This window comes from Thauera sp. DNT-1 (assembly GCF_055393985.1).
Genome location: NZ_AP043752.1, coordinates 1,389,383 through 1,415,539, shown reverse-complemented (window position 1 = coordinate 1,415,539; position 26,157 = coordinate 1,389,383). Strand labels below are relative to the sequence as shown.

Here is a 26,157-nt window from a genome sequence, read left to right as displayed (position 1 = left end):
GGAGAACGATCATGACGACACATCTGAAGAAACTGGTGCTGGGGCTGGCCATGGCCGGCATCTGTGCGCCGGCGGCGTACGCCTTCCAGTTCGAGGCCGGCTCGGTGCGCGGTTCGCTCGATTCCACGCTGACCGCGGGCTTCGGCAAGCGCGTCGAGGGCCGCGAGTGCAGCCACCACGGCGATCAATCCACCCCCTGCGGCGCCGATGCCAACACCGCGGTATGGGGCAACGGCGACGACGGCAATCTCAACTACGACAAGGGCGACCTGTTCACCACCCACCTCAAGGGCTCGCACGAGCTGCTGCTGAGCTTTCCCGACGAGTGGAAGTTCATGGGCCGGGTGGGCTGGCTGTACGACTTCGTCGCCGACGACACCGCGCGCACCCCGCTCGACGGCGACGCCAAGCAGGCGGTCGGCCAGTACGTGCGCCTCTACGACCTGTGGGTGAGCAAGGAATTCGACCTCGGCGAGCGCCGCGGCCGCGTGCGCTTCGGCAACCAGGTGGTGAGCTGGGGCGAGAGCCTGTTCATGATCGGCGGCATCAACTCCAACGTGGCGATGGACCTGCAGCGCCTGTCCTCGCCCGGCGTGCAGCTGAAGGAGGCCTTCCTGCCCTCGCCGGCGCTGTCGGTCGCCGCCAACCTCGGCAGCGGAGTGAACGTCGAGGCCTACTACCAGTTCCAGTGGAAGCCGTACAGCTTCCCGCCGGCGGGGACGTATTTCTCGCAGAGCGATTTCTTCGACAAGGGGCGTGACAGCCTGATCTATTTCACGCCGGATGCCGCCAGCCGGATTCGTACGCCGGGTGATCCGCTTTACGGCAAGACCCTCGCCGCGGCTCGGGAAGAAATGCTGAACAGTGAACTCACGGCGATCCCGGTCGACGCCGACGACGAGCCGGGCGACTCCGGCCAGTTCGGCGTCTCGCTGAAGTACCGGCCCGAGGGCATGGACGTCGATCTCGGCCTCTACTACCAGCGCTTCCACGACAAGACCCCCAACCTTCAATACTGGAACGCGAACGGTGCGGCTCGCATGTACTTTCTGGAGGACCGCGAGCTCTACGGCATCAGCGCCAACACCTCGGTGGGCAACTGGGCGGTGGGCGCCGAGTTGTCGTATCGGCCGGAGGATGCGGTTTCGCTCGGGGCCTGCCAGGACATCGGCTTCGGGTCACCCGATCAGTGCGACGGCTCGATCGACGAGGAGCGCTACCAGTTCCACCTCACCGGCATCCTCAGCCTGACGCCCGGCGACCACGGCTGGTTCCTCGACCTGATGGGCGCGCAGACCGGCACCTTCCTTGGCGAGGCGGTGGCGATCGCCTATCCGGGGGTGAGCAAGGACAAGGCCTACGTGCGCACCCGCAACGGCGTGACCTACCAGCAACTCCCCGCCGCCGGCGCATGGACGCACGACAGCGGCGTCGGCGACAAGCTGTCCTGGGGCTACATGTTCGACTTCAGCCTGACCTACGACAGCACCCTGATCCCGGGCTGGCAGGTGATCCCGGGGGTGTTCTTCTCGCATGCGGTCAATGGCAACACGCCCAACTTCATGGCCAACTGGATGGAGGGGGCGAAGTCGGCCAACTTCTATGTGCTGTTCAACCGCAACCCGATGACCTGGCAGGCCGGCATCAACTACACCCGGTTCTGGGGCGGCGACTACAGCTTCAGCGCGCCCTACAAGGATCGCGACTTCGTCGGCGGCTTCATCTCGCGCAACTTCTGAGGAGCACCCCCGGGGGCGGCGAGCGCCGCCTCCGGCCCGCTGTCCCGTTCCAATCCCGATCGGTAGCACCCGCCCATGCTCAATCCCTTCAGCGTCAGCGAGGTCGACACCTTCCTGACCCGCTACCTGCGCCTGCTCGAGGCGGTGTGCTTCCGCTTCCGCGGCACCATCCTGGTCGCGCTCATGTTGTTCACCGCGCTGATGGGCTACTTTGCCCTGCAGCTGCGCATGGACGCCGGCTTCGAGAAGCAGATGCCGATCGGCCACGAGTACATCCAGACCTTCGACAAGTATCGCGAGGACGTGCTCGGCGCCAACCGGCTGAACTTCGTCGTGAAGGCGCGCAGCGGCGACATCTGGACCCAGGCCGGGCTGGAACGCCTGTACGAGGTCACCCAGGCGGTGAGCTTCCTGCCCAACGTCGACCGCCTCGGCGTGCAGTCGCTGTGGACGCCCAACTCCTTCGTCAACGAGATCACCGAGGAGGGCTTTCGCGCCGATCCGCTGATCTCGGGCACCATCATGCCGCGCGACCTCACGCCCGAGATCATCGCCGGCATCCAGCGCGCGGCCAGCCAGGGCGGCTTCATCGGCACCCTGGTGGCGCGCGACCAGACCAGCGCGATGATCGTCGCCGAGCTGCACGAGCGCGACCGCGAGGGCAAGGCGCTCGACTACGTCGCCTACAACCGCATCCTCGAGGAGCTGCGCGCGAAATTCGAGGACGCGCAGTTCGAGGTCCAGATCATCGGCTTCGCCAAGCAGATCGGCGACATCGCCGACGGCGCCTCGGCGGTGCTCGAGTTCTGCGCGATCGCGCTGCTGCTGACCGCGCTCGCGGTGTACTGGTACTGCCACTCGGTGCGCTTCACCCTGCTGCCGATCGCCTGCTCGCTGACCTCGCTGGTGTGGCAGTTCGGCACCCTCAGGCTGCTCGGCTACGGGCTCGACCCGCTCGCGGTGCTGGTGCCCTTCCTGGTGTTCGCGATCGGCGTCTCGCACGGCGTGCAGCAGATCAACTTCATCGTGCGCGAGCTCTCGCACGGCAAATCGAGCGACGAGGCCGCGCGCGCCAGCTTCACCGGGCTGCTGATCCCGGGCACGCTGGCGCTGGTCACCGCCTTCGTGTCCTTCATCACGCTGATCCTGATCCCGATCCCGATGGTGCGCGAGCTGGCGATCACCGCCTCGCTCGGCGTCGGCTACAAGATCGTCACCAACCTGGTGATGCTGCCGCTGGCGGCCTCGCTGTTCACCTTCACCAAGGAATACGCCGACAAGGCCGTGCTCAAGCGCGAGCAGCGCTCGGCCTGGCTGCGCACGCTGGCGCGCGTGGCCGAGCCGCGCAACGCGGCGATCGTGATCCTGGCGACCCTGGCGGTGTTCGCGGTGGCGGTGTGGCAGAGCCACGACCGCGTCATCGGCACGGTGCAGCCGGGCGCCCCGGAGCTGCGTGCGGAGGCGCGCTTCAACCGCGACGCGGTGTCGATCGCCTCCAGCTACGACACCGGCCTGGACTGGCTCACGGTCATCTTCGAGGCGCCGCCCGACGCCTGCGACGACGTCGCGGTCGGGCGCTATCAGGACCGCTTCGTCGCCGAGATTCAGTATGTGCCGGGCGTGCTGTCGGCGCTGTCCTTCTCCGGCCAGCTGCGCACCTACAACGAGGGCTACAACGAGGGCAACCCGAAGATGTCCGTGGTACCGGGCGACCCCGGCAACTACGCCGCGCTCGCCACCGAGATCGGCCGCGTGCGCGGCTTCATGAACAAGGACTGCAGCATGACCGCGGTGCACCTGTTCCTGTCCGACCACAAGGCGACCACGATCAACCGCGTGATCGACGCGGTGAAGGACTTCCGCGAGCGCGACCGCGAGCCCGGGCTGACCATCCGGCTGGCCTCCGGCAACGCCGGCGTGCAGGCCGCGGTGAACGAGGAGGTGCACAAGTCCGAGCTGCCGATGATGCTCTATGTGTACGCGGCGATCATGGTGCTGGTGGCGCTGATGTACCGCGACTTCCGTGCCGTGGTGGCGTGCTGCCTGCCGCTCACCGTGGGCACCTTCATCGGCTACTGGTTCATGAAGGAGCTCGAGATCGGCCTCACGGTGGCGACCCTGCCGGTGATGGTGCTGGCGGTCGGCATCGGCGTCGATTACGCCTACTACATCTACAACCGCCTGCAGCTTCACCTCGCCCGCGGCGAGAACATCGTCAAGGCGCTCGAGCACTCCATCCTCGAGGTCGGCACCGCGACCATCTTCACCGCGATCACGCTCGCGGCGGGGGTGGCGACCTGGATGTTCTCGGAGCTCAAGTTCCAGGCCGACATGGGCAAGCTGCTCGCCTTCATGTTCATGGTGAACATGGTGATGGCGATGACTGCGCTGCCGGCCTTCGCGGTGTGGCTGGAACGCCTTTTCCCGCGCAAGGGGCCGGTGCGTGCGCCGGGCATCCTGGCGCACTGACTGCGGAGTGGACATGAACGCCTTCTCGACGCCGCGCCGCGTGCGCTTCTTCGCGACCCGCATCGCGGCCTGCTGCGCGGCGCTCTGCGCGAGCCTGGCGCCCGCTGCCGGCGATACGTCGGTGCACGGCGCGGCCGCCGCTGCCGCCGCCTTCGTACCGCGGCCTGCGGTGCGCTCGGCCTTCGCCGAACGCAGCATGATCCTCGACGCGACCCGTGCGGGCCCCCGCCTCGTCGCGGTGGGGGAGCGCGGCGTGGTGCTGCTCTCCGACGACGACGGCGCGCACTGGCGCCAGGCGGGCAAGGTGCCGGTCGACGCGACCCTGACCGCGGTGAGCTTCGCCGACGCGCGCGAGGGCTGGGCGGTGGGGCATCTCGGCGTGATCCTGCACAGCGCCGACGGCGGCGAGACCTGGAGCGTGCAGCGCATCGACCCTGTCGAGGACAGGCCGCTGTTCGCTGTGGCGTTCACCGACGCACGCAACGGAGTCGCGGTCGGGCTGTGGTCGCTGATGCTGCGCACCCGCGACGGCGGCCGGACCTGGGAGGCGGCGGAGCTGCCGCCGCCGCCGGGCGACACGCGCGCCGACGCCAACCTGATGAGCGTGTTCGGCGATGGGGAGGGGCGACTATTCATCGCCGGGGAGCGCGGCCTGGTGTTGCGCTCGCTCGATGGCGGCGCGACCTGGAGCTATCATCCGACCGGCTATCGCGGCACGTTCTGGAGCGGCACCGCGCTCGCCGACGGCACGCTGATCGTCGGTGGCCTGCGCGGCAGCGTCTATCGCAGCACCGACAACGGCGAACACTGGCAGCGCGTCGAGACCGGCTCGCAGAGCTCGGTCACCGACCTCGTCGCCTTCGACGGTCGCGTGCATGCGGTCGGCCTCGACGGTGTCAGCCTCGACAGCCGCGATGGCGGGGCGAGCTTCGCGGTGGAGCGGCGGGCGGATCGCCTGTCGCTGACCGCCGCGGTGGCGACGGCCGGTGGTGTGCTGCATTTTTCGCGCGCTGGCCTGGTGCGCTGAAACGGGTGGGCGCGCAATTCAGGCGCCGTATCGCGGCTCGCGCCGCTCCTGCGGAGAACCGCTTCCGCCGTGCGGGAGCGCCGCAGGGCGCGAACGGTGGCTTGCAGCAGCGATGACGCGGGATCCATGCGCCGTATCGCGGCTTGCGCCGCTCCTACGGAGAACCGCTTACGCCCTGTAGGAGCGCCGCAAGGCGCGAACGCTGGCCCGCTCAGGCCGCCTGCGCCTTGGCGAGCTTGCCGAGCAGGCGCTGGCGGGTCTTGTCGACGCCGACCACGAAGCGGTTGTGGCGGCCGCGGGCGACCTCCTCGAGGGCGTCGCGCGCGCTGAACTCGAACACCACCGCAGGGCCATCGACCTGGACCAGCTTGACGGTGATCTCGATCCACATGCCGAGCAGGGTGGCGCCGACGTGGTCGAGCTCGACGCGGGTGCCGACCGAGTCCTTGCCTTCTCCGATGTGCTGGAGCAGCAGGTCGCGGCAGCACACCTCGATGTCGTAGAGCAGCGCGGGGGTGGAATAGACGCGGCACTCGTCGCCCATGAAGGCGATCGTGCGGGCGGCGTCGATATCGTACTTGCGGGTGAGGCTGAGGCCGGGTTGAAGGGTGTCGCTCATCGTCTGTCTCCGTCTGCGGGTGGTTGGGTGTGTGTTCGTGCTGCGGGGTGCTTGCGGGCTGGAATCACGATTGGCCGAAATGGCGGCGGATACGCTCGGCGTCCAGGCGGGCCTCGACGTGGCGCACCAGCGCGCGGGTGCCGCGCGCGACGTTGCGGAACACGCATACGCCGCGATCCATCAGGCCGGCGGCCATGGCGTCGTAGAGGCGGCCGGCGTCGACGACCGCGACGATCGGCTTGTCTGTGCGCGCCACCAGCGGCGGCAGGGTGTGCACCGTGCTCTCGGGGTCCGACAGGTCGTAGCCGGGGCGCAGCCTGCTCTGTTCGAGCGCGCGCACCATGGGGGCGGTGGGGTCGAGGCCGACCACGACCGCGTCGACCTCGGGATCCTCGATCATCGCGGCGGTGATGCGCACGTGGGCGTCGTCGTCGGCGCCCGGGTTCATGTCGAGCGGGTTGCGCACCTCGACCAGGGCGGCGAGCTTCTTCTCGGCCAGCACCGCCTCGATGCGGCCGACGGTGTCGGCGGACAGCGCGGCCATGCGCATCGAGAAGGTCTCGCCGACGATCGCGTCCGCGGCGCTCACCGCCTCGAAGCCGGCGCCGCTCGCCGCGGCGAGGCGGTCGCCGCCGATGCGCTTGGCGTGCAGGGTGCCGGCCATGTAGAAGAGGTCGTCGAAGACCTCGACGTCGTCGGTGACGGTGGCGCCGGCCTGGGCGAGCACCGAGGCGAACAGCACCGGGTCGCCCGCGATCGAGGCGGTGTGGCCCATCACGCCGGCCTGGCCGGCCTCGCTGCGGCCCGACTTGTACACCACGACCTGCTTGCCGGCGAGCACCGCGCGCCGCACCGCGCGCGCGAAGGCCAGGCCGTCGAGGTCGCGGAAGCCTTCGACGTAGATGCCGATGCTGTCGACGTCCTCGCGCGCGGCGAACCAGGACAGCAGGTCGCCGTGGGTGAGGTCGGTCTGGTTGCCCATCGCGATCATGTAGCGCGGGTCGAGCCAGGGGTTGTGCGAGAGCCGGGTGATCATGAAGGCGCCGCTCTGGCTCAGCATGACCGCGCGGCGTTCGGGTGCCTTCTGCGGCTTGGGCAGGCGCTCGAGCGGAATGAACCAGGAGTCGTAGCGCCCCGGGTGCGAGACCACGCCGAGGCAGTTGGCACCGAGGAAGATCGGCCCGCCGTCGCCGCACGCGTGCGCGGCGTTGATGCGGGCCGCCAGGTCGGCGGCGGGCGCGCGGCTCTTCGCGGTCTCGCCGAGGCCGCCCGGGATCAGCATGACGGCCTCGACGGTGCCGGCCGCGATGATCTCGTCGACCAGGGGGTAGACCGCGTCGGCGGCGACCGCGACGATCAGCAGGTCGAGCTTGCCCTCGATCGCGGCGAGGTTCTCGATGCAGGCGACGCCGTCGATCTCGCCGCCGCCCGGGCGGATCACGCACAGGCGCTCGGGCGCGCAGCCGCTGCCGAGCAGGTTGCGCAGGATGATGCGACCGAAGTTCATGCCGCTGGCCGAAGCGCCGACGATGCCGATGCGCTCGGGGTGGAGCAGGCGGTCGATCTTGTGGATTGGTCGTGCCACGCGCAGCGGCGGAGGGGCGCCGACGCTGCAGCGTGCCGCGACAACCCGGACAGCCTCGCCGTCGCAGGCGCAGTCCAGCGCCAGCTCCTGCAGCGCGGCCTGCGCGCCCGGGGCGTCGGGCAGGCCGCCCGCGGCCAGCTGCAGCGCGGCCTCGAAGAGGCGGGCGAGCGCCGCGTCCGGGGGCTGCACGCCGCGACGGGCGGCGAGGGCGGTGATGCGCTGCCAGGCGATCGTGCGACGGAAACGCTCGAGGAAGTCCTCGCCGTCGGTGAGCTCGACCGCGGCATGCACTGCCGCGCGGTCGCGCGCGAAGTTGGCGGGGTCGAGCGCGCCGTCGAGGCCGCCGGCGCCGGCGCTGAGCACCAGGCCGAACTCGCGCGTGGCATGGACGCGGATCGACAGTTCGATCGCGTCCGCTGGCGCGGTCGTGGTGTGCAGGTCTGCGGCGGCGAGCAGGCGGGCGAGCTCGTCGGCGTCCAGCGTCGCGCGCCCGGTTGCGAGGGCCGTGCGGTAGTGCTGCGCGGCCTCCCCTGCTGCGCGGCTGGCGGCATGGCTTCGGACTTCGGTCATCGGGTGTCTCCGTGTCTGTTCTTGTGGGGTGATGCGTTCCCGACGCGCCCTCAGGCGGTGCTGGTTGCGGCGTTGCGGCGGTCGATCACGCGCTTTGCCTTGCCGACCTGGGTGCGCTCGATGCTGTCGGGGTCGAGGATCTCGATCTCGGCGCTGATGCCGACGAAGCTCTTGATCGCGTGCCGGACCTCCTCGCCGATCTGGCGGCGCAGGCCCTGGCCGATGCCGTCGGCGAGCTCGGGGCGCAACTCGGCGCGGACGGTGAGCTGGTCGAGGTGACCCTCGCGGGTGAGCACGAGCTGGTAGTGGCCGCACAGCTTGTCGTGGCGCAGCAGCACCTCCTCGATCTGGGTCGGGAAGACGTTGACGCCGCGGATGATCAGCATGTCGTCGCTGCGCCCGGTGATCTTGTCGATGCGGCGCATCGCGCAGCCGCTGCCGGGCAGCAGGCGGGTGAGATCGCGGGTGCGGTAGCGGATCACCGGCATCGCTTCCTTGGTGAGCGAGGTGAACACCAGCTCGCCACGCTCGCCGTCGGGCAGCACCTCGCCGGTGACCGGGTCGATGATTTCGGGATAGAAGTGGTCTTCCCAGATGTGCGGGCCGTCCTTGTGACCGACGAACTCGCAGGCCACCCCCGGGCCCATCACTTCGGACAGGCCATACACGTCGATCGCGTCGATGCCCAGCACGCGCTCGATCTCGGCGCGCATCTGGTTGGTCCACGGCTCGGCGCCGAACATGCCCAGCCGCAGCGTGGTCGCCGAGGGGTCGAGCCCCATGCGCTGCATCGTGTCGGCCAGTGTCAGCATGTAGGACGGCGTGGCCATGATCACCGTGGGGCGGAACTCCTGGATGAGCTGGATCTGCTTCTCGGTGTTGCCGCCGCCCATCGGGATCACCGTGGCGCCGAGCGCCTCGCCACCGTAGTGGGCGCCGAGGCCGCCGGTGAAGAGGCCGTAGCCGTAGGAGTTGAGGATGATGTCCTCGCAGCTCGCGCCGGCGACGCGCAGCGAGCGCGCCATGACCGCGGCCCAGCGCTCGATGTCGCCCTTGGTGTAGCCGACCACGGTGGGGCGGCCGGTGGTGCCGGACGAGGCATGCACGCGCACGATCTTGGCCATCGGCACCGCGAAGAGGCCGTAGGGATAGTTGTCGCGCAGGTCCTGCTTGGCGGTGAAGGGGAACCTCGCCAGGTCGGCCAGGCCGCGCAGGTCGGATGGCCGCACGCCGGCGGCCTCGAAGGCGTGCCGGTAGTGCGGCACGTTGTCCCAGGCGTGCTGCAGCGACCAGCGCATGCGCTCGAGCTGCAGCGCCTGCAGCTCGGCGCGGCTCATCTGCTCCGGGGGGGACGGCTTCTCATTGCTCATCGGCCTGCTCCGCGATCTTGCGCACGAAGCGCAGGTTCTCGGCCACCTTGTTCTGGATGTGCTCGACCTGCTCCGGGCTGAGGTGGCGGAAGCGCCCCATGGCCTTGAGGTAGTCGGCCACCGGCAGCGGCTTGTCCACCGGGCGGGTGAAGTGCAGCCCGGCCTCGGGGGTGTATTCCCACAGGGTGACGAAGTTCGACTCCACCGCCTTGCGCGCGACCTCGATGTTGAGCGCGCTCTGGAAGCGCCAGCCGGTGGTGCAGGGCGAATACACGTGCAGGTAGGCGAAGCCCCGCTCGGAGGCGGCGAGGGCCTTGTCGAGCTTCTCGTAGAGGTCCTCCATGTACGCGGTCGACGCGGTGGCGACGTATTCGCAGCGGTGGTTCACCATGATCATCGGCAGGTTCTTGGCGTCTTGCGTCTTGCCGCGGCCATGTGCGCCGATCGGGGTGGTCGAGGTCCATGCGCCGTAGGGCGTGCAGCTCGAGCGCTGCATGCCGGTGTTCATGTAGCCCTCGTTGTCGACCACCATGAAGAGGATGCGCTCGCCGCGCTCGGCCGCGCCCGAGAGCGACTGGAAGCCGACGTCCGAGGCGCCGCCGTCGCCGGCGATCGCCATCGCGGTGACCTTGCGGCCGACGCGCTCGTACTGGCGCTTGACCCCGGCGAGCATCGACGCGGTGTTGGTGAGCAGCGGGTGGAAGACCGGGACCTTGGTGCCGGTGGTGCCGTTGAAGCCCACCGAGCCCATGCCGGGCACGCAGCCCGGCGGGGTGGCGAGCACGGTGTCGGGGCCGACGCGGCGCAGCGCGTGGCGCATCAGCAGCTCGGTGTTGCAGCCCTGGCAGCCTGCCAGGCCGGGTGCGAACAGGTCTTCCCAGCTGCCGACCTCGTTGTAGATGCGCGCGGTGGTGATGTGGCGCAGCGCGCCGGTGGGGCAGGCGGGCACGCAGGCCGGCTTGCCCTCGCAGGTGTCGCACTTGCTGACACGGCCGCTGTGCTCGTCGAGGGCGATGCCGGCGTAGGTGCAGCCGATGGTGCACAGCAGGCAGTCGACGCACTTCGAGGCGTCCCAGTCGATCACGCCGGTGGTGCCGTTCTTGCCGAGCGCGCCCGCCGGGCACACGGTGACGCACTTGGGATCGGCGCACTGGCGGCACAGCGCGAGCTCGAACTCGCCCGGGCGGGGCGGCTCGATGCGGGCGCCGCCGCTGCGCACGATCTGGATCAGCGAGCGCGTGGTGTCGGTGGAGTCGAACTTGACGCTCGCGCACGCCGTCATGCATTTGCCGCAGCCGTCGCACTTGGCGGGGTCGAAGGCGATGGTGGAGTAGGCTTGTCCCATGATCTTCCCCTTAGCGCCAGAGCTGCGACATGAGCTCGCGGCCGGTGGCGAGCGGCTGCGCGAAGAAGCGTTCGCGCAGCGGTCCGAGATCGGTGCGGCGCAGGATGAGCTGGGCCATCACGCCGGCATCGAAGAATTCATTCACCCCGAAGATGCCGGTCAGGCGCTCGTCGCGGTCGAACACCGCGCGCAGGTAGCGCCCGCTCGCGGCGTCGAAGCGCACCTGCGCGCGCCCGCCCTCGGGGACCGCGGCGCTGCCCACCGAGATCGCGTGGCGGCCGAAGAAGTGGTAGGTGTTGAGCGGCAGACCGCCCGCGTAGGGCTTGAGCCCGGGATCTTCCGCCATCGCCATGCCGGCGATGCGGCCCTGGAGCGTGGCGTCGGGCAGGATCGCGTTCATCACCGGCGTGCCGGTGAAGAAGCCGCGCGCCTGCGCACAGTCGCCGGCGGACCAGACGTCCTCTGCGCTCGTGCGCATGGTGTCGTCGACCAGGATGCCGCGCTCGGTGGCGATGCCGCTGCCGTCGAGATAACCGAGCTCGGGGCGCACGCCGACCGCGACCAGCAGCAGGTCGGTGGGGATGGTGTCGCCGTTGTCGAGCTTCAGGGTGGCGCCGTCGGCGCTCGGCTCGAGGCCGACGACGCGGTGGCCGGTGCGGATCTTCGCGCCGTTGCCGAGGAAGGCCTGCTCGATCATGCCGGCGGCGACCTCGTCGAAGTAGCCGGAGGTGAGCTGCTTGCTCATCTCGACGATGGTGACGCTGGCCCCGGCCTTGACCAGGTTTTCGGCGGCGTGCATGCCGACCAGGCCGGCACCGAGCACGACCGCGTTCTTCGACGCGGCCATCGCCGCACGCAGCCGGGTGGCGTCGTCGAGCGTGCGCAGCACGTGGTAGTCGACGCGCTCGATGCCGGGGATGGGCGGCACGATCGGGCTGGCGCCGGTGGCGAGGAGCAGCTTGCGGTAGCCGATGGTGCTGCCGTCGGCCAGGCGCGCTTGATGCGCCGCGGGGTCGAGGCCGGCGAGCGCGCAGCCGCTGCGGTAATCGACCTTGTTCGCGGTGAAGAAGTCGTCGTCGCGCAGGAACACGCGTTCGGGCGTCGAGCGCCCCGAGACCACGTAGGGCAGCACGGTGGGCGAGTAGGGGCGGTGCGGATCACGGGTGACGACGGTGATGCTGCCGTCGCCGTCGTGCATGCGGATCGCGTTGATGGCCTCGAGCGCGGCGTGGCTGCTGCCGGCGATCAGGTAGTCGGTGGTGTGCATGGCGGTTTCCTCGGTCCTTGGCGCTCAGTCTTTGGCGTTGAGCCACACCGGCTCGTCGGAGGGCGCTCGCTCGAGCAGGGCGCGGGTCTCGTCGATGACGCGGCGGAAGGTGGTGACGGTGAGGTCGGCGCCGGCCAGGCCGCCGATGAAGCTTTGCGCCGGCACCTGGCGGCCGAGGCGGTAGAGCACGCCGAGGGTTTCCTGGAACATCGGGCCGCAGTTCCAGCGGAAATTGACCGAGCGGTCGACCACGCCGAGCGCACGCACGCCGCGCAACGCGTGCTGCAGCGCCTCGACCGGGAAGGGGCTGAAGGTCTTGATCTTGATGAGGCCCACCTTCTCGCCGGCCGCGCGGGCCTCGTCGACCGCGTCCTTGGCGGCGCCGGTCATGCTGCCCAGGGTCATGATTGCGTACTCGGCGTCGTCGAGCCGGTATTCCTCGACCAGCGGTGCGAAGCGGTGGGCTTCGCCGAAGCGGCGCGCCCAGTCCTCGTGCATCTCGGTGATCACGTGCAGTGCGTTCTTCATGCCGGCGCACTGGCCGCGCCGGTAGCGCACGAAGGTCTCCGGACCGTTGCCGCCCGAGCCGCCGGTGAGCGGGTCGACCGCCATCGGACGCAGCGGGTCGAGGGCGACGTGCCAGTTGACGTCCTTGTGTCCCATGAAGTCGTCCACCTCGGCCTGATCGGGCATCTCGATGCGCGAGGTGCCATAGGAGAGGTAGTTGCCGTCGAGGCAGACGTTCACCGGCAGCATCACGTCGTGATGCTCGGCGAGGCGGAAGGCCATCACCGTGGTGTCGAGGACTTCCTGGACGGTCTCGCAGTACATCTGGATCCAGCCCGCCTCGCGCACCGTCATCGCGTCCTGGTGGCCACCCCACACCGACTGCGGGGTGATGCCGTCGCGGGTGACGATGGTCATCACCAGCGGCAGGCGCATGCCCGAGGTGCGGAAGTAGGGCTCGAACATGAAGGCGAGGCCGGGGCCGCAGGTCGCGGTGTAGGTGCGTGCGCCGGCGAGCGCGCCGCCCTGCAGCACCGACAGCACCGAATGCTCGCCCTCGGCATCGACGATGTCGGCGTCCATCCTGCCGTCGGCGATGAGCTTGGCGAGCTTCTCGACCAGCGAGGTTTGCGGCGTGATCGGGTACACCGCGACCATGTCGGGGCGGGCGAGCGCGACGCCGAGCGCGGCGGCCTCGTTGCCCTCGCACAGCATCAGCTGCGGTGCCGGGCGCTTTTCGGTGGTGGGAGCGGTGTCGAGCGTGGTGGTGTTCATTGCGCCTCCGGAATCATGGTGATCGCCCGCTGCGGGCATTCGTGCGCGCAAATGCCGCAGCCCTTGCAGGTCTTCATGTCGAAGTCGAACCAGGCGGCGTGCTCCTCGACGCACTGCACCGGACAGTAGAGCCAGCACACCGCGCACTTGACGCACTTGTCGCGATCGACGACCGGGCGGAAGCTGCGCCAGTCGCCCGGCAACATCGGACTCTGCTCGGTGGCGACCGGACAGAGGTCGTCGGGAACCCCGGCCTCCTTGAGGTGCCAGGCCGGGTAGTGTTGGTGGCGTTCGCTCATGCTGTGATCCTCCGTTCGAGGGTGTGCACGGTCGTTTCCGCATAGCCGCGCTCGAGGGCGTCGAGGTTCTGCCGCAGGCCGGCGTCGCGGAAATCGGATTGCTCGATCACCTTCTTCAGCGCCTCGAGCGAGACCTGGCCGGTGCTGCGCGCGAAGGCGCCGAGCATCAGGGTGTTGGTGATCGGGCGGCCGAAGATCTCGGTGGCGATGCGCACCGCGTCGCACAGGCCGACGGTGCCGACGCTGTCGGGCACGTCGATCTCGGCGAGCGGGCGCGAGGTCGCCTGCACCAGGGTGCCGCCGGGCTTGAGGCCGGCGAAGATGTTCACGGTGCGGGCGAGCGCGGGATCGACGCAGACGATGCAGTCGGGTGCGTAGATGTTGGTGAGCTGGCGGATCGGCTGTTCGCTCGCGCGGATGAAGGACACCACCGGCGCGCCGCGGCGCTCGAAGCCGAAGGCGGGAATGGAGACGGCGTACTTGCCGTCGAACACGAGTGCGGTCGCGAGCAGCTGGGCCGCAAGCACCGCGCCCTGCCCGCCACGACCATGGATCCTGACCTCGTACATGCGCTTTGCTCCTGATTTCGGCGGCGGTCCGGCATGGTCCGCCGCCCCGGGGTGGAGGGAGGGGTTCAGTTCCAGCCCGGCTTGACGCCGGGGTGCGAATAGCCGGGGGTGCGCGCGGGAACGTGCTGCAGCGCGAAACCCTGGGTGTAGGCGATGCGGGTGATGAGCGCGAGCTTGAACAGCCAGCCGCTGGCGGCGACCGCGATGCCCGCGAGCGCGAGCAGTGCGGTGCCGAAGCTGCCGCCGGCGAAGAGCGCGATCAGCAGCACCGCCGCCGGCAGGGTGTGGCCGAGGAGGAGGAAGTGGCGATCGTTCTCGCGCAGCGCGCGCAGCGTCTTCAGGGGGGCGTTGTTCGGGCGGGCGAGATGGGCGGCGTAGCGCCGCGACAGCCAGAAGCGCAGCACGACCAGCACCAGCAGCGGGAAGGCGAACTCGGCGCCGGGCGAGCGGACGAGCAGCGGCGAGAGCAGCGCGAGCATGCCCGCGCCTTCGGCGAGCCCGGTGACCACGATCAGCGGCAGCAGCGCCGGCTCGCGCCAGGCCGGGATGCCGCGCGCGGCCTGCAGGATGCGCGCCTGACAGTACAGGAAGACGAGGCCGATCAGGGCGGCGAGCCAGGCGAAGAACAACCAGCCGCTGAGCAGCGCGATGAGGCCGCACAGGAAGAGCGGGCCGGCGACGATCGCCTCGCGGGTCATCCACGAGGTGCGCGCGTGGAAGAAGACGTTGAGCGCGCGCAGCGGACGACCGATCTCCATCCACACGCAGAACAGGCCGACGCCGATGAAGGCGAGCGCGAGGAAGAGCGGCAAGCCGATCGCGGTGCCGTGGCCGCTGGCCGCGATCGCGCTCCACAGCAGCAGTCCGGCGCCGGTGCCGCCGCCGATGAAGTTGCCCGCGGCACGTTCGTCCCAGAAGGGCTGCAGTTCGGGTTCGACGCCTCTCATTGCTTTTTCTCCCAGAGATAGAAGAAGCCGGGGCCGGTGCCGAGCTCCTCGTGCATGCGGAAATGCTCGTTCTCGCGCAGCAGGCGCGAGGCCTTGCTGTCGGGGTCGTCGATGTCGCCGAAGGTGAGCGCGCTGGCGATGCAGGCGTTGGCGCAGGCCGGGGTTGCGTCGGGATCGACGCCGGGCACGAGGCCGTGGGCGTGGCCGTAGTCGATGCGGTCGGAGCAGAAGGTGCACTTGGTGGCCACGCCGATGCGCGCCGGGTCGGTACGCTTCACCTCGTTGGCCATCTTGCCCTCGCCATAGGCGGGGGTGTCGCGGGTGACCTTGTAGCGTGCGTTGTACGGACAGGCGACCGAACAGTAGGCGCAGCCGATGCACAGGTCGTAGTCGATGGTGACCAGACCGTCGGCGCGCTTCTTGGTGGCGGTGGTGGGGCACACCGTCTCGCACGGCGGCTCGTCGCAGTGCTGGCATCCCACCGGGACGAAGCTGCGGGTGACGTCGGGGAATTCGCCCGCCTCGACGTCGAGCACCCAGCGCCATTGAACGCCCGGCGGGGTGGCGTTGGTGTGCTTGCAGGCGGCGGTGCAGGTCTGGCAGCCGACGCAGCGGCGCAGGTCGACCACCATGGCGTAGCGGGTCATTGGGCACCTCCGATGCGCTTGATCGACACCGGCACGATGTCGGCGGCCGAACCGGTGGCGTCGGTCAGGTCCATCAGCATCGGCACCAGGGCGTTCATGCTGGGGACGTCGAAGTCCTTCGCGTAGGGCGTGATCCAGTGGTCGAACTGACCCACCATCAGCAGGGTGTCGGGGCGGATGCCCTGGCGCAGCACGACGCGACCGCGGGTCTCGCGCAGCGGCGAGCGCACCTCGACGAGGTCGCCGTCCTCGATGCCGAGCTTGCGTGCGGCCGTCGGGTTCATGATCACGCCGCGGTGGCCCTTCACGTTGGCGGCCACCTCGCGCACCATCTGCAGGCTGACGTTGCCGCCCCAGGAGTACTGCATGCTGCGCGCGGTGAGCAGCCAGAACGGGAAGTCCTCGTCGCGCCCGCCCAGGTTGGAGATCACCGCGTGCTTGATGAGGTGGGAGAAGTCGTGGAACTCGGGCAGCGGGCGGTATTCGGTGAGCTGGCGGTCCCACCAGTCGATGCCGGATTCGTGCAGGCGGCGGCCGAGTTCCTCGCCGATGCGGTAGATGCGCTCCTGGTAGGGCATCTCGAAGCGCAGCCCCTGGTCGACCAGGTGGGGATAGAGATACCACTGCAGGCGCGGATACTTGATGGTGCGGAAGCCGTGCTCCTTCCACCACTCCAGCCCGTGGTCCTCGGCGCCTTCGGTGAGCTCGGCGCTGGCCGCGCGGCAGCTCGCGTCCCAGATCTCCTCGACCCCGTAGGCGTGGTCGGGCTGCAGCGAGAAATCGTAGTTCGGCCCCTTCAGCGGCACGCCTGCGGCGCCGCGGTTGATCGCCTTGTTGTACGGCTCGAGGATGCCCGCGCGGCGGGCCAGTTCGGTGCTGATCCAGGTGAAGTCGCGGGTGTCGCCCTGCGTCGGCACGACCGGTTGGCGCAGCGCGAAGCCCTGGTGGTCCCAGAACTGCTCGACGTACTTGGTGCCACCGATGCGCAGCATCTGCAGGCCTTCGAGGTCGGTGCAGTCGGGCAGCAGGATGTCGGCGAAGTGGTTGGTCTCGTCGCGGGTGTAGGTGAAGGCGACCACGAAGGGGAACTTCGCCACCGCCTCGGCGACCTGGGGCGTGTCCCAGAACGAGATCACCGGGTTGGTGCGGTAGAAGAACCAGACGTCGGGCTGGGTGGGCTCGGGGAAGCTCTCGAAGCCGTGACGCTGCTGCATCCAGGCCAGGTGGGTGGGGCCGAGCGCGGCGCTCCACGCCGAGTTGGCCACCAGCGGCACCAGGGTGCGGTTGGCGTTGCGGATCTGCGGGCGCGAGATCCAGTTTTCCTTGTCGGTCGGGTTGAACGGATAGTCCATGAACCCGTCGACGCCCGGCTTGGCGCTGCTCTGGCGGTCGTTGGCTGGGCGGTTCAGGCGCACCGCGGTGCCGATGGTGCCGCCGGGCACGTCGAGCGCGCCGACCAGGCAGGCCATCAGCGTGCGCGCCCAGCAGCAGTCGTAGCCGCCCCAGCCGTTATTCACCGTCTTGCCGAGCGTGACCGCCACCGGGCGATAGGGCAGGGTGCGACCCTCGATCTCGATCGTCGCGCCGATCTCGGCATGGTCGAGGTATTCGTTGGCGATGCGGCGGATGGTCGCCGCCGGTACGTCGCAGATGCCCTGCGCCCACTCCGGGGTGAAGGTGCGCTCGTGGTCGAGCAGCTTGCCGAAGGCACTGCGCACCGGCGCGGCCTCATGGGTGACGAGTTCCTGGTCGGGCAGCACCTCGAGGCCGGAGGCGAGGAAGTCGCCGTCGAGCGCGGGATCGATGCCGGGGGTGTCGAAGACGACGGCCTTGCCGGACTTGAGGTCCCACACCAGCGGCTTGCGGGTGTCGGGATCGCGCAGGTAGAAGCCATTGGGCGCCACCAGGTAGGGCGACGCCGTCATGTGCTTGAGGAAATCGATGTCCAGCCGCGAGCGTGCGTTCTCGAACAGCATCACGTGGATCATCGCGTGCATGCAGGCGGCGTCGGTCTTGGGCTTGATCGGCAGCCACTCGGCGGAGCAACCGCCGGTGACCGACAGGTGCGGCTCGACCTGCACGCGCTTGACGCCCTGCTCGACGCGTGCGGCGGCGTGGCGCCAAACGCCGCATACGCCGCCCGAGGCCTCGATGTTGCTGCCGAAGGACAGGATGTACTTGCTGCGCGGCGTGTCCGGACAGACGATGAAGGCGCGATGCCAGAGCTCGCCGTAGAGGTGCTCGGAGTGGTAGCACTTGACGCCCTGGCCGCTGCCGAAGCTCATGTCCACCGGGCCCCAGGCCGCCAGCAGGGCGGGGAAGGTGCCCATGTAGGCGGTGGGCGTGCCGCCGCCGCCGAAGCTCGCCGCCACGCGCGGGTAGCCCGAGGCGTCGAGCAGGCCGGTCTCGCGGATGCCGCGCAGCTTGGCGGCGATGGTGTCGAGCGCCTCATCCCAGGAGATGGGCACGAAACGCGGGTCCTCGTGGCGCCCCTTCTTCGGGTTGGTGCGCTTCATCGGCTGCAGGACGCGGTTCGGGTTGTAGGTCTTCTGCACGAGGCCGAAGGCCTTCACGCAGACCCGGCCCGCGGCCGGATGCACGTCCTCGGCGTCGAAGTTCGGCTCGACGGCGGTCGCCACGCCGTCCTCGACCTTCACCTTGAGCAGGTCCGGCCCCGCCACGCACTGGTAACAGTAGGTGGCGACCTTGGTTGTGCCCTGTGGGCTGCTGACGGTCATCAGGTGTCTCCTCCGGTGGTGTGCGGGCGAGGCTGAGGCCGCCCGCTCCCCCTTCTTGGCTTATGGGATGAATCCTAGAACTTATGACTGACCGGTCGGTTGATATTTGTCAAACAGTAACGTTGACGTGAACGTAATTTTTTTGTGTAGAGTTAACGTTAGCGTTAACTATAGGCGCTGCTTGGGGATGTGGGTTTCCGATAAACTGCGTTCCAGCCGCAGATCCGGCGACCGCATGCGCGCTGGTCCGTGTCCGGCCGGGGCCGCGTCGCGTGCCCGCTATTCCTCTTGTGCTGTCTCGAACCCGCTGTTTACCGCTGTTTCTTCTTCCAACTGGAGTGACCCATGTTCGTCGAAAACATCATGACCCGGGAGGTGCTGCACGTCGGTCCGGAGGCCTCTTTCTCGCAGGTCTCCGAGATCATGCGGCTCAAGAAGGTGCGCCACGTGCCGGTGATCGACCAGGATCGCAAGGTGCTGGGCATCATCTCGCATCGCGACGTGCAGCGCGCCCAGCCGTCCATGATCACGACGCTCGACGTCGGCGAGGTGAAGTACCTGCTGTCCAAGATCACCGCGGCGGACATCATGCACAAGTCGGTGGTGAGCTGCTCGCCACGCACGCAGATCGAGGAGGCCGCGCGCATGATGCGGCCCAAGAAGCTGGGCTGCCTCGTCGTGGTGGACGACGCCGGGCGCCTGGTGGGCATCGTCACCAGCGTGGACCTGCTCGATTTCTTCCTCGACATCACCGGCTGCTGGGTCGAGGGTGCGACGCGGATCACCGTGAAGTTGCAGGATCGCGCCGGCCAGCTCGCCGCGCTGCTCGCCTCGGTCAATGCGCAGGGCGGCTACATCGTCTCGGTGGTGTCGCCGCGCACGCCGCAGTCCGAGGGCTTGCGCACCGCGACCATCCGCTTCGAGGCCAAGGATGCCGGCGCGGTCGTGCAGGGCCTGCGCGAGGCGGGCTACGAGCTGAGCGTCGATCAGACGGCGTGAGATGTGAGGCGTCAGGCCTGGGGGGGTGAAGACCTCTCGGCCTGGCGCCTCGTCACATCCGGTCGCAGTGTCGTCGGTCGACGGCGGACGGGCGCGGCTCGAGATCCTTCGCTCGGGATTTCCCTTCATCCTCTCCGCAGGCATCTTTCGCCCGACCTCCAAAAGCCGATGCGCGCGCTGGTCTCCCAGCGCGCGCATCGCTCCTGGCGCCTCATGTCTGGCGCCTTACCCCTTGCTCCTCAACCCTGCAGCAAGGGCGGATCGGGGTCCTCGTTCCAGCCCTTGGGCGGGGGCTGGAAGCGGGCGAGCCAGCCTTCGAGCAGGGTGACGTGCTCGCGCTCGGTCTCGCACAGTTCGGCGGCGAGCTTGCGGATGTCCTCGCGCTCGGACTGGGCGACCAGGCGGTCGTAGAAGTCCACCCCGCGGCGCTCGGCCTCGAGCGCCATCGCGATCGCCTGGTAGGGATGCATCATGTAGTGCAGGCCTTCCGCCGACACCGACGGCGCCTCCGGGCTCTCGGGGGCTTCCCAGGAGTATTCCCACGGTGCGATGTGGGGCAGGGTGTGTCCCTCGCTGATGTCGTTGACGTTGTCGACGTGCAGCTTCTCGATCTCGGCCAGCTTGCGGAAGAGCACGGCGACGTCGCGGTTGTTGTGGGTCTCCATCTGGTCGGCGAGTGCCTCGTAGCGCTCGACCGCCTCGACTTCCATCGCCAGCGCATGGGCCAGCAGGTGCTCCACCGAGTGGATGCCGGTTTCCTGCGGATCGGGTTTGCTCATAACACGAACTCCTTCTCGAGATCTGCAACTGAATCGACGCTCGCCGGCTGCCCGGGCTGGAAGGGCTTGCGGCTGCCGCGGAAGAGCACGCCGACGTTGAAGCCATCGTCGGACATCAGGCGGCGCGCGGCGCGCGCGGGGTCGTCGGTCGGGTCGACCGCGGCGGGATGCACCATGTCCTTCCAGTCGCGCTGCTCGGGACGGAAGGTGACGCAGGGGCTGAGCAGCTGCACGAAGGAGAAGCCGGGATGGCGGATCGCCTCGGTGATGAGCTTCGCGGTGCCGTTCTGGTCGCCGGAGAAGCCGCGGGCGATGAAGTTCGCGCCCGCGGCGAGTGCGATCACCAGCGGGTGGAAGGGGTTGATGCCGGTGCCCTGCGGGGTGAGCTTGCTCTTCTCCCAGTCGGGCGCGGTGGTCGGCGAGGCCTGGCCCTTGGTCATGCCGTAGACCTCGTTGTCCATGACGATGTAGGTCATGTCGACGTTGCGCCGGCAGGCGTGCATGAAGTGGTTGCCGCCGATCGAGAAGCCGTCGCCGTCGCCGCCGGAGGCGATCACGGTGAGCTCGGGGCGGGATACCTTGATGCCGGTGGCGATCGGCAGGGCGCGGCCATGCACGCCGTGGAAGCCGAACACGTTGGTGTAGGCGGGCAGGCGCGAGGAGCAGCCGATGCCGGAAACGAGGGCGACGCGCTCGGGCGGGATCGACAGCTCGGCGAGCGCCTTGGTGATCGAGCCGAGCACCGAGTAATCGCCGCAGCCCGGACACCAGACGGGCTTGACCTCGGACTTGTAGTCGCGCGCGGAGTAGCTCGGGCAGGTGGATGTGGCTTCCATGTTCAGCTCCAGTCGGCCAGTTGGCGGAAGATTTCGTTCGGACGGATCGGCAGCGGGCCGGGCCGGTGGAAGGCGCGCACGCTCCCCGGGAGGTCGTAGTGGGCGCGCAGGTAGCGGTGGAACTGGGCGCCATGGCTCTGCTCGACCACGAGCACGCGCGCCACGCCCGCGAGCGCGGCGGCGAGCTGTTCCGGGCGCACCGGCGAGATCAGGCGGATCGACACCAGGCGGGCACGCCCGCCGCTGGCGCGGAAGCGCTCGAGCGCCTCGCGCACCGGCCCGGTGGTGGACCCCCAGGTCAGCACGGCGATGTCGCCGTCGCCCTCGATGTCGGCCCAGTGCGTGCCGTAGTCGTGCAGGGCGAGCTTGCGCAGACGCTTGTCGAGCTGGGCGCTGTGGTCGGCCGCGCCGCTGGACGGCGTGCCGAACTCGTTGTGCTCGAGGCCGTCGGCGGTGTACTGGTAGCCCTTCATGCCGGGTACGGCCATCGGCGAGACGCCCGACGCGGTGTTGGTGTAGCGGCGGTAGCGTTCGGCCGCCTCGCCCTCGGGCATCAGGCGGACCGCGCGCAAGCCGGGATCGGCGGGCGGCGAGATCGTCGCCCGGCTCTGGCCGAGGGACTGGTCGGAGAGCACGATCGCGGCGGTCTGCAGGGTATCGGCGAGATGGACCGCCCACTGCGTGGCGAAGGCGCAGTCGGCGAGCGAGTTGGGCGCCACCACCAGGTGCGGGGCGTCGCCGTGCAGGCCGTAGAGCGCGATGTTGAGGTCGCTCTGCTCGGATTTCACCGGGATGCCGGTGGAGGGGCCGCCGCGCATCACGTTGACCACGGTGATCGGGGTCTCCGAGGCGACCGCGAGGCCGAGCGATTCGGTCATCAGCGCCAGGCCGGGGCCGGAGGTGGCGGTCAGCGAGGGCACGCCGGCGTAGGAAGCGCCGATGATCTGGTTGATCGAGGCGAGCTCGTCCTCGGCCTGCACCAGCACGCCGCCGAGCTTGGCGAGGTTGGGTGCGAGCCACTCCAGCACCTCGGTGCCCGGGGTGATCGGATAGGCGGCGACGAAGCGGATGCCGCCGCGCACCGCGCCGAGACCGGCGGCCTCGTTGCCGGTGATGCTCCACAGGCGCTCGCTCTGGCCCTGGGCGGTGGCCAGGCGGGGGCAGGGCGGCAGGTCGGCCGCGAAGGCCATGCCTGCACGCACCGATGCCTCGCTGGCGGTGCGCGCGGCCTCTCCCTTCTTGGCGAGCGAGTCGCGGACCACACCGAGCACGGCGTCCTCGGGAAGGCCGACGAGGCCGGCGACCGCGCCCAGGGCGATCATGTTGGGGCGCCCGCCCTCGATCGTCTTGGCCATCTTCTTGAACGGGATGTCTGCCGACCGCGTGCCCTTGGCGCGGATGGCCTCGGGGAATTCGCCGCCGTCGGGATCGCCGACGACCAGGCTATCGGCGGTCATCGGGATCTCGGCGGAGAAGCGCCCGACGTTCTCCCAGTCGATGGCGACCAGCAGATCATATTGATCGTCGTGCGACTGCACCGGCGACGTAGACAGACGCATCATCGCGGCGGCCTCGCCGCCGCGGATCTGCGCGCCCGACGAGCGGGTCATGTAGGCATACCAGCCGGCACGGCCGGCGGCGTCGAGCAGCATGTTGCCTGCGGTCATCACCCCCGCGCCGCCGCTGCCGGCGAATGTTATCGATACCGATCGGGCTGTCATCCTCGTTCTCCAATGTTCGACCTTCGACCGGCGGGTGCCGGCGCGGTCCTGTTCAGGGCCCATGCGCGCGTCCCCCTCGGGTGAAGCGGGCACGGCGCCGACCGGAGGCTGGTTGGGTTGCAGCGCCGCCTTCGCAGCGCTCACCTCCGATGTGTCGAAGTTTACGTTGACGCAAACGTCAATCTGTTGACTTTGGTCAACTGCCCTCCTGCCGGCCTGATTTAACTTTGCATCCAACGCGGCGGCAGGAAGCAGTCGATCCAGTCGCCAATCAGATCGATTAAAGTTGACGCGAACGTAAACGGAAGGAGTGGGTAGATGAGCACCAAACCGTATCGCTGGATGATGGTGGAGCCGGGTCGGCCGATGGTCCGCACCGAGTTCGAGATCGGCGAGCTGGCCGCCGACCAGGTGGTGGTCGAGGTCGCCGGCTGCGGCGTCTGCCACACCGATCTCGGCTACTACTACGACGGCGTGCGCACCAACCAGCCGCTGCCGCTCGCGCTCGGCCACGAGATCAGCGGCCGGGTGGTGGGCGCGGGCAGCGCGGCGGGGCAGTGGGTCGGCCGCGCGGTGGTCGTGCCGGCGGTGATGCCGTGCGGGACCTGCGAGCTCTGCACGTCGGGACACGGCACCATCTGCCGCGCCCAGGTGATGCCCGGGAACGACATCCAGGGCGGCTTCGCCTCCCATATCGTGGTGCCGGCGCGCGGCCTGTGCGCGGTCGATGAGAAGCGCCTCGCCGCCGCCGGACTGCAACTCGCCGACGTGTCGGTGGTGGCCGACGCGGTCACCACGCCCTACCAGGCGGTCACGCAGGCCGGAGTCGAGCCTGGCGACGTCGCGATCGTGATCGGGGTGGGCGGCGTCGGCGGCTACGCGGTGCAGATCGCCAACGCCTTCGGTGCGAGCGTGGTGGCGATCGACGTCGATCCGGCCAAGCTCGAATTGATGTCGAAGTACGGTGCGGCGCTGACGCTCAATGCGCGCGAGGTGACCGGACGCGACCTCAAGAAGGCGATCGAGGCGCACGCCAAGGCCAACGGCCTGCGCACCACGCGCTGGAAGATCTTCGAATGCTCGGGCAGCGGTGCCGGCCAGGCCAACGCCTATAGCCTGATCAATCACGGCGCGACGCTCGCGGTGGTCGGCTTCACGATGGACAAGGTCGAGGTTCGCCTCTCCAACCTGATGGCCTTCCATGCCCGCGCGCTCGGCAACTGGGGCTGCCTGCCCGAGTACTACCCGGCCGCGCTCGACCTGGTGCTCGACGGCCGCATCAACCTCGCCAATTTCGTCGAGCGCCACCCGCTCGCGCAGATCAACGAGGTCTTCGAGGCGGCTCACGCGCACAAGCTCAGCCGCCGCGCGATCCTGACCCCCTGATCCCGCACCCCCTACCAATCCGACAAGAGAGCAGACAGAGGAGCCATACGAGATGAAAGAAACGACGCAACGCGTGATCGATCAGACTGCGCCCAAGCACTTGGTCGACCATAACCTGGTGCCCGAGACGGTGGTGCCGGGCGTGATCTACGAGAAGCGCCCCGCGCGCAATCTCCAGGGCGAGGTGGTGCCGGGCCTGTACAACGCCTGGATCTGGCTGGACAACCCCAAGCAGTACAACTCCTACACCACCGACATGGTGAAGGGCCTGATCCTTGCCTTCCGTGCCGCGTCCTGCGCCCGCGACGTCGCCACGGTGGTGTTCACCGCGGTCGGCGACAAGGCCTTCTGCACCGGCGGCAACACCAAGGAATACGCCGAGTACTACGCCGGCAACCCGCAGGAATACCGCCAGTACATGCGTCTTTTCAACGACATGGTGTCGGCGATCCTGGGCTGCGACAAGCCGGTGGTGTGCCGCGTCAATGGCATGCGCATCGGTGGCGGCCAGGAGATCGGCATGGCGGCGGACTTCACCGTCGCCCAGGACCTGGCCAACTTCGGCCAGGCCGGCCCCAAGCACGGCTCGGCCGCGATCGGCGGTGCGACCGACTTCCTGCCGGTGATGATCGGCTGCGAGCAGGCGATGGTGTCCGGCACCCTGTGCGAGCCGTTCTCGGCGCACAAGGCCTACCGCCTCGGCATTTCCTCGCAGATCGTCCCCGCGCTCAAGATCGATGGCAAGTTCGTCGCCAACCCGCTGGTCATCACCGACCGCTACCTCGACGAGTTCGGCCGCATCATCCACGGCGAGTTCAAGACCGGCGACGAACTGGCCGCCGGCAAGGAGCTGCTCAAGCGCGGCGAGATCGACCTTTCCCTGCTCGACGAGGCGGTCGAGAAGCTGTGTGCCAAGCTGATCTCCACCTTCCCCGAGTGCCTGACCAAGAGCTTCGAGGAGCTGCGCAAGCCCAAGCTCGATGCCTGGAACCGCAACAAGGAGAACAGCCGCGCCTGGCTCGCGCTCAACATGATGAACGAGGCCCGCACCGGCTTCCGCGCCTTCAACGAGGGTACCAAGGAGACCGGCCGCGAGATCGAGTTCACCGACCTCCGCCAGGCGCTCGCCGTCGGCACGCCCTGGACGCCCGAGCTGATCGAAAGCCTGATGCCGGGGGCGAAGTGATGGGCGAGGCGATCAACCCGCTCAAGGCCTGGCTGGAGCGCGACGGCGGCCTGCTCCGCCTGCGCCTGGCGCGGCCCAAGGCGAACATCGTCGATGCCGCGATGATCGGCGCGCTGCAGCAGGCGCTCGGCGCCCACCTCGGTTCGCCCGCGCTGCGCGCGGTGCTGCTCGATGCCGAGGGCCCGCACTTCAGCTTCGGCGCCAGTGTGGACGAGCACATGCCCGAGCAGTGCGCGCAGATGCTGAAGACCCTGCATGCGCTGGTGCGGCAGATGCTCGACAGCCCGGTGCCGATCCTGGTCGCGATCCGCGGCCAGTGCCTCGGCGGCGGGCTCGAGGTGGCGGCGGCGGGCAACCTGCTCTTCGTGGCGCCGGATGCGCGCCTGGGGCAGCCGGAGATCCGCCTCGGCGTGTTCGCGCCTGCGGCCTCCTGCCTGCTGCCGCCGCGCGTCGGGCAATCGCGTGCCGAGGAGCTGCTGTTCTCGGGGCGCAGCATCGACGGCGCCGAGGCGCACCGGATCGGGCTGGCCGACGTGCTCGCCGACGACCCCGAGGCGGCCGCGCTGAAGTGGTACGACGAACATCTTGCTGCGCTGAGCGCCAGCTCGCTGCGTTTCGCGGTTCGGGCCGCACGCTGCGACCGGGTGCCGGCGATCAAGCAAAAACTGGAAACCGTGGAGGCCATGTATCTCGAGGAGCTGATGGCCAGCCACGATGCGGTGGAAGGTCTACGGGCCTTTCTTGAGAAGCGTTCTGCAAACTGGGAGAACCGTTGACC

21 protein-coding genes are annotated in these 26,157 nt (G+C 69.1%); 7 read left to right on the top strand and 14 right to left on the bottom strand.

Translation table 11 applies throughout. From position 1 onward, the window contains the following. Nucleotides 1-11: 11 nt before the first annotated feature. The 3 genes from ACZ5PP_RS06550 to ACZ5PP_RS06540 all read left to right on the top strand — a co-directional run bounded on the left by ACZ5PP_RS06550 (nucleotide 12) and on the right by ACZ5PP_RS06540 (nucleotide 5,235). Nucleotides 12-1,739: a DUF1302 domain-containing protein gene (locus tag ACZ5PP_RS06550; protein ID WP_004303214.1), complete on the top strand. Its 1,728-nt coding sequence runs from the start codon at nucleotides 12-14 to the stop codon at nucleotides 1,737-1,739. A gap of 75 nt (nucleotides 1,740-1,814) precedes the next feature. After that, nucleotides 1,815-4,208, top strand: a complete 2,394-nt coding sequence (locus tag ACZ5PP_RS06545; RefSeq protein WP_004303217.1) for an efflux RND transporter permease subunit — start codon at nucleotides 1,815-1,817, stop codon at nucleotides 4,206-4,208. 13 nt (nucleotides 4,209-4,221) lie between these two features. Beyond that, nucleotides 4,222-5,235: a WD40/YVTN/BNR-like repeat-containing protein gene (locus tag ACZ5PP_RS06540; protein ID WP_004303219.1), complete on the top strand. Its 1,014-nt coding sequence runs from the start codon at nucleotides 4,222-4,224 to the stop codon at nucleotides 5,233-5,235. 211 nt (nucleotides 5,236-5,446) lie between these two features. On the opposite strand, the gene ACZ5PP_RS06535 is transcribed toward ACZ5PP_RS06540, so the two are convergent. The 11 genes from ACZ5PP_RS06535 to ACZ5PP_RS06485 form a co-directional block, all read right to left on the bottom strand. After that, nucleotides 5,447-5,854 (bottom strand): thioesterase family protein, encoded by a 408-nt coding sequence (locus tag ACZ5PP_RS06535; RefSeq protein WP_004303224.1) that lies wholly within the window; start codon nucleotides 5,852-5,854, stop codon nucleotides 5,447-5,449. A gap of 64 nt (nucleotides 5,855-5,918) precedes the next feature. Then, nucleotides 5,919-8,009, bottom strand: coding sequence for a CoA-binding protein (locus tag ACZ5PP_RS06530; protein WP_012585762.1), 2,091 nt, complete (start codon nucleotides 8,007-8,009; stop codon nucleotides 5,919-5,921). A 50-nt stretch (nucleotides 8,010-8,059) separates the two neighbouring features. Then, nucleotides 8,060-9,379: a phenylacetate--CoA ligase PaaK gene (gene paaK, locus ACZ5PP_RS06525; RefSeq protein WP_004303010.1), complete on the bottom strand. Its 1,320-nt coding sequence runs from the start codon at nucleotides 9,377-9,379 to the stop codon at nucleotides 8,060-8,062. Next, the gene (padI, locus tag ACZ5PP_RS06520; protein WP_004303011.1) at nucleotides 9,369-10,724 is read right to left on the bottom strand and encodes an NADH-dependent phenylglyoxylate dehydrogenase subunit beta; all 1,356 of its coding nucleotides are present in this window, start codon (nucleotides 10,722-10,724) and stop codon (nucleotides 9,369-9,371) included. The genes paaK and padI overlap by 11 nt, the downstream gene beginning before the upstream one ends. Nucleotides 10,725-10,734: 10 nt before the next feature. Next, the gene (gene padH / locus ACZ5PP_RS06515) at nucleotides 10,735-11,991 is read right to left on the bottom strand and encodes an NADH-dependent phenylglyoxylate dehydrogenase subunit epsilon (protein ID WP_004303012.1); all 1,257 of its coding nucleotides are present in this window, start codon (nucleotides 11,989-11,991) and stop codon (nucleotides 10,735-10,737) included. 24 nt (nucleotides 11,992-12,015) lie between these two features. Further along, a complete protein-coding gene (gene padG / locus ACZ5PP_RS06510) occupies nucleotides 12,016-13,272 on the bottom strand; it encodes an NADH-dependent phenylglyoxylate dehydrogenase subunit alpha (protein WP_012585759.1) in 1,257 nt (418 codons plus the stop codon). Beyond that, nucleotides 13,269-13,571 (bottom strand): NADH-dependent phenylglyoxylate dehydrogenase subunit delta, encoded by a 303-nt coding sequence (padF, locus tag ACZ5PP_RS06505; RefSeq protein WP_004303014.1) that lies wholly within the window; start codon nucleotides 13,569-13,571, stop codon nucleotides 13,269-13,271. The genes padG and padF overlap by 4 nt, the downstream gene beginning before the upstream one ends. Next, nucleotides 13,568-14,140 (bottom strand): NADH-dependent phenylglyoxylate dehydrogenase subunit gamma, encoded by a 573-nt coding sequence (gene padE / locus ACZ5PP_RS06500; RefSeq protein WP_004303015.1) that lies wholly within the window; start codon nucleotides 14,138-14,140, stop codon nucleotides 13,568-13,570. The genes padF and padE overlap by 4 nt, the downstream gene beginning before the upstream one ends. A gap of 65 nt (nucleotides 14,141-14,205) precedes the next feature. Further along, on the bottom strand, nucleotides 14,206-15,087 hold the full coding sequence (locus ACZ5PP_RS06495; RefSeq protein ID WP_012585758.1) for a DmsC/YnfH family molybdoenzyme membrane anchor subunit: 882 nt from the start codon (nucleotides 15,085-15,087) through the stop codon (nucleotides 14,206-14,208). Further along, complete coding sequence (locus ACZ5PP_RS06490; RefSeq protein ID WP_004303017.1) at nucleotides 15,084-15,734, bottom strand: 4Fe-4S dicluster domain-containing protein; 651 nt, start codon at nucleotides 15,732-15,734, stop codon at nucleotides 15,084-15,086. The genes ACZ5PP_RS06495 and ACZ5PP_RS06490 overlap by 4 nt, the downstream gene beginning before the upstream one ends. After that, nucleotides 15,731-18,472 carry a molybdopterin-dependent oxidoreductase gene (locus tag ACZ5PP_RS06485; RefSeq protein ID WP_004303018.1) on the bottom strand — a complete coding sequence of 914 codons (2,742 nt, stop codon included), beginning with the start codon at nucleotides 18,470-18,472 and terminating at the stop codon, nucleotides 15,731-15,733. Before ACZ5PP_RS06485 ends, ACZ5PP_RS06490 begins: the two co-directional genes overlap by 4 nt. Before the next feature lie 345 nt (nucleotides 18,473-18,817). On the opposite strand from ACZ5PP_RS06485, the gene ACZ5PP_RS06480 reads away from it, so the two are divergent. Continuing rightward, nucleotides 18,818-19,471 carry a CBS and ACT domain-containing protein gene (locus tag ACZ5PP_RS06480; RefSeq protein WP_004303019.1) on the top strand — a complete coding sequence of 218 codons (654 nt, stop codon included), beginning with the start codon at nucleotides 18,818-18,820 and terminating at the stop codon, nucleotides 19,469-19,471. 239 nt (nucleotides 19,472-19,710) lie between these two features. Here the strand turns inward: ACZ5PP_RS06480 and ACZ5PP_RS06475 are convergent, their stop codons facing one another. From ACZ5PP_RS06475 to ACZ5PP_RS06465, 3 genes are read right to left on the bottom strand one after another with little or no spacing between them, the layout of a single operon-like run. Further along, nucleotides 19,711-20,250 (bottom strand): ferritin-like domain-containing protein, encoded by a 540-nt coding sequence (locus ACZ5PP_RS06475; protein WP_004303020.1) that lies wholly within the window; start codon nucleotides 20,248-20,250, stop codon nucleotides 19,711-19,713. Continuing rightward, nucleotides 20,247-21,086, bottom strand: coding sequence for a 2-oxoacid:ferredoxin oxidoreductase subunit beta (locus ACZ5PP_RS06470; protein ID WP_004303021.1), 840 nt, complete (start codon nucleotides 21,084-21,086; stop codon nucleotides 20,247-20,249). Before ACZ5PP_RS06470 ends, ACZ5PP_RS06475 begins: the two co-directional genes overlap by 4 nt. Nucleotides 21,087-21,088: 2 nt before the next feature. Continuing rightward, nucleotides 21,089-22,807 carry a 2-oxoacid:acceptor oxidoreductase subunit alpha gene (locus ACZ5PP_RS06465; protein WP_012585756.1) on the bottom strand — a complete coding sequence of 573 codons (1,719 nt, stop codon included), beginning with the start codon at nucleotides 22,805-22,807 and terminating at the stop codon, nucleotides 21,089-21,091. Nucleotides 22,808-23,125: 318 nt separating this feature from the next. Between ACZ5PP_RS06465 and had the strand changes: the two genes are divergently transcribed. The 3 genes from had to ACZ5PP_RS06450 are packed head-to-tail and all read left to right on the top strand — an operon-like array spanning nucleotide 23,126 to nucleotide 26,155. Next, nucleotides 23,126-24,193 carry a 6-hydroxycyclohex-1-ene-1-carbonyl-CoA dehydrogenase gene (gene had / locus ACZ5PP_RS06460; RefSeq protein ID WP_464826902.1) on the top strand — a complete coding sequence of 356 codons (1,068 nt, stop codon included), beginning with the start codon at nucleotides 23,126-23,128 and terminating at the stop codon, nucleotides 24,191-24,193. Nucleotides 24,194-24,245: 52 nt separating this feature from the next. After that, nucleotides 24,246-25,379 carry a 6-oxocyclohex-1-ene-1-carbonyl-CoA hydratase gene (gene oah / locus ACZ5PP_RS06455; RefSeq protein WP_004303024.1) on the top strand — a complete coding sequence of 378 codons (1,134 nt, stop codon included), beginning with the start codon at nucleotides 24,246-24,248 and terminating at the stop codon, nucleotides 25,377-25,379. Further along, a complete protein-coding gene (locus ACZ5PP_RS06450) occupies nucleotides 25,379-26,155 on the top strand; it encodes a cyclohexa-1,5-dienecarbonyl-CoA hydratase (RefSeq protein WP_004303025.1) in 777 nt (258 codons plus the stop codon). The genes oah and ACZ5PP_RS06450 overlap by 1 nt, the downstream gene beginning before the upstream one ends. The last annotated feature ends 2 nt before the right edge of the window (nucleotides 26,156-26,157 follow it).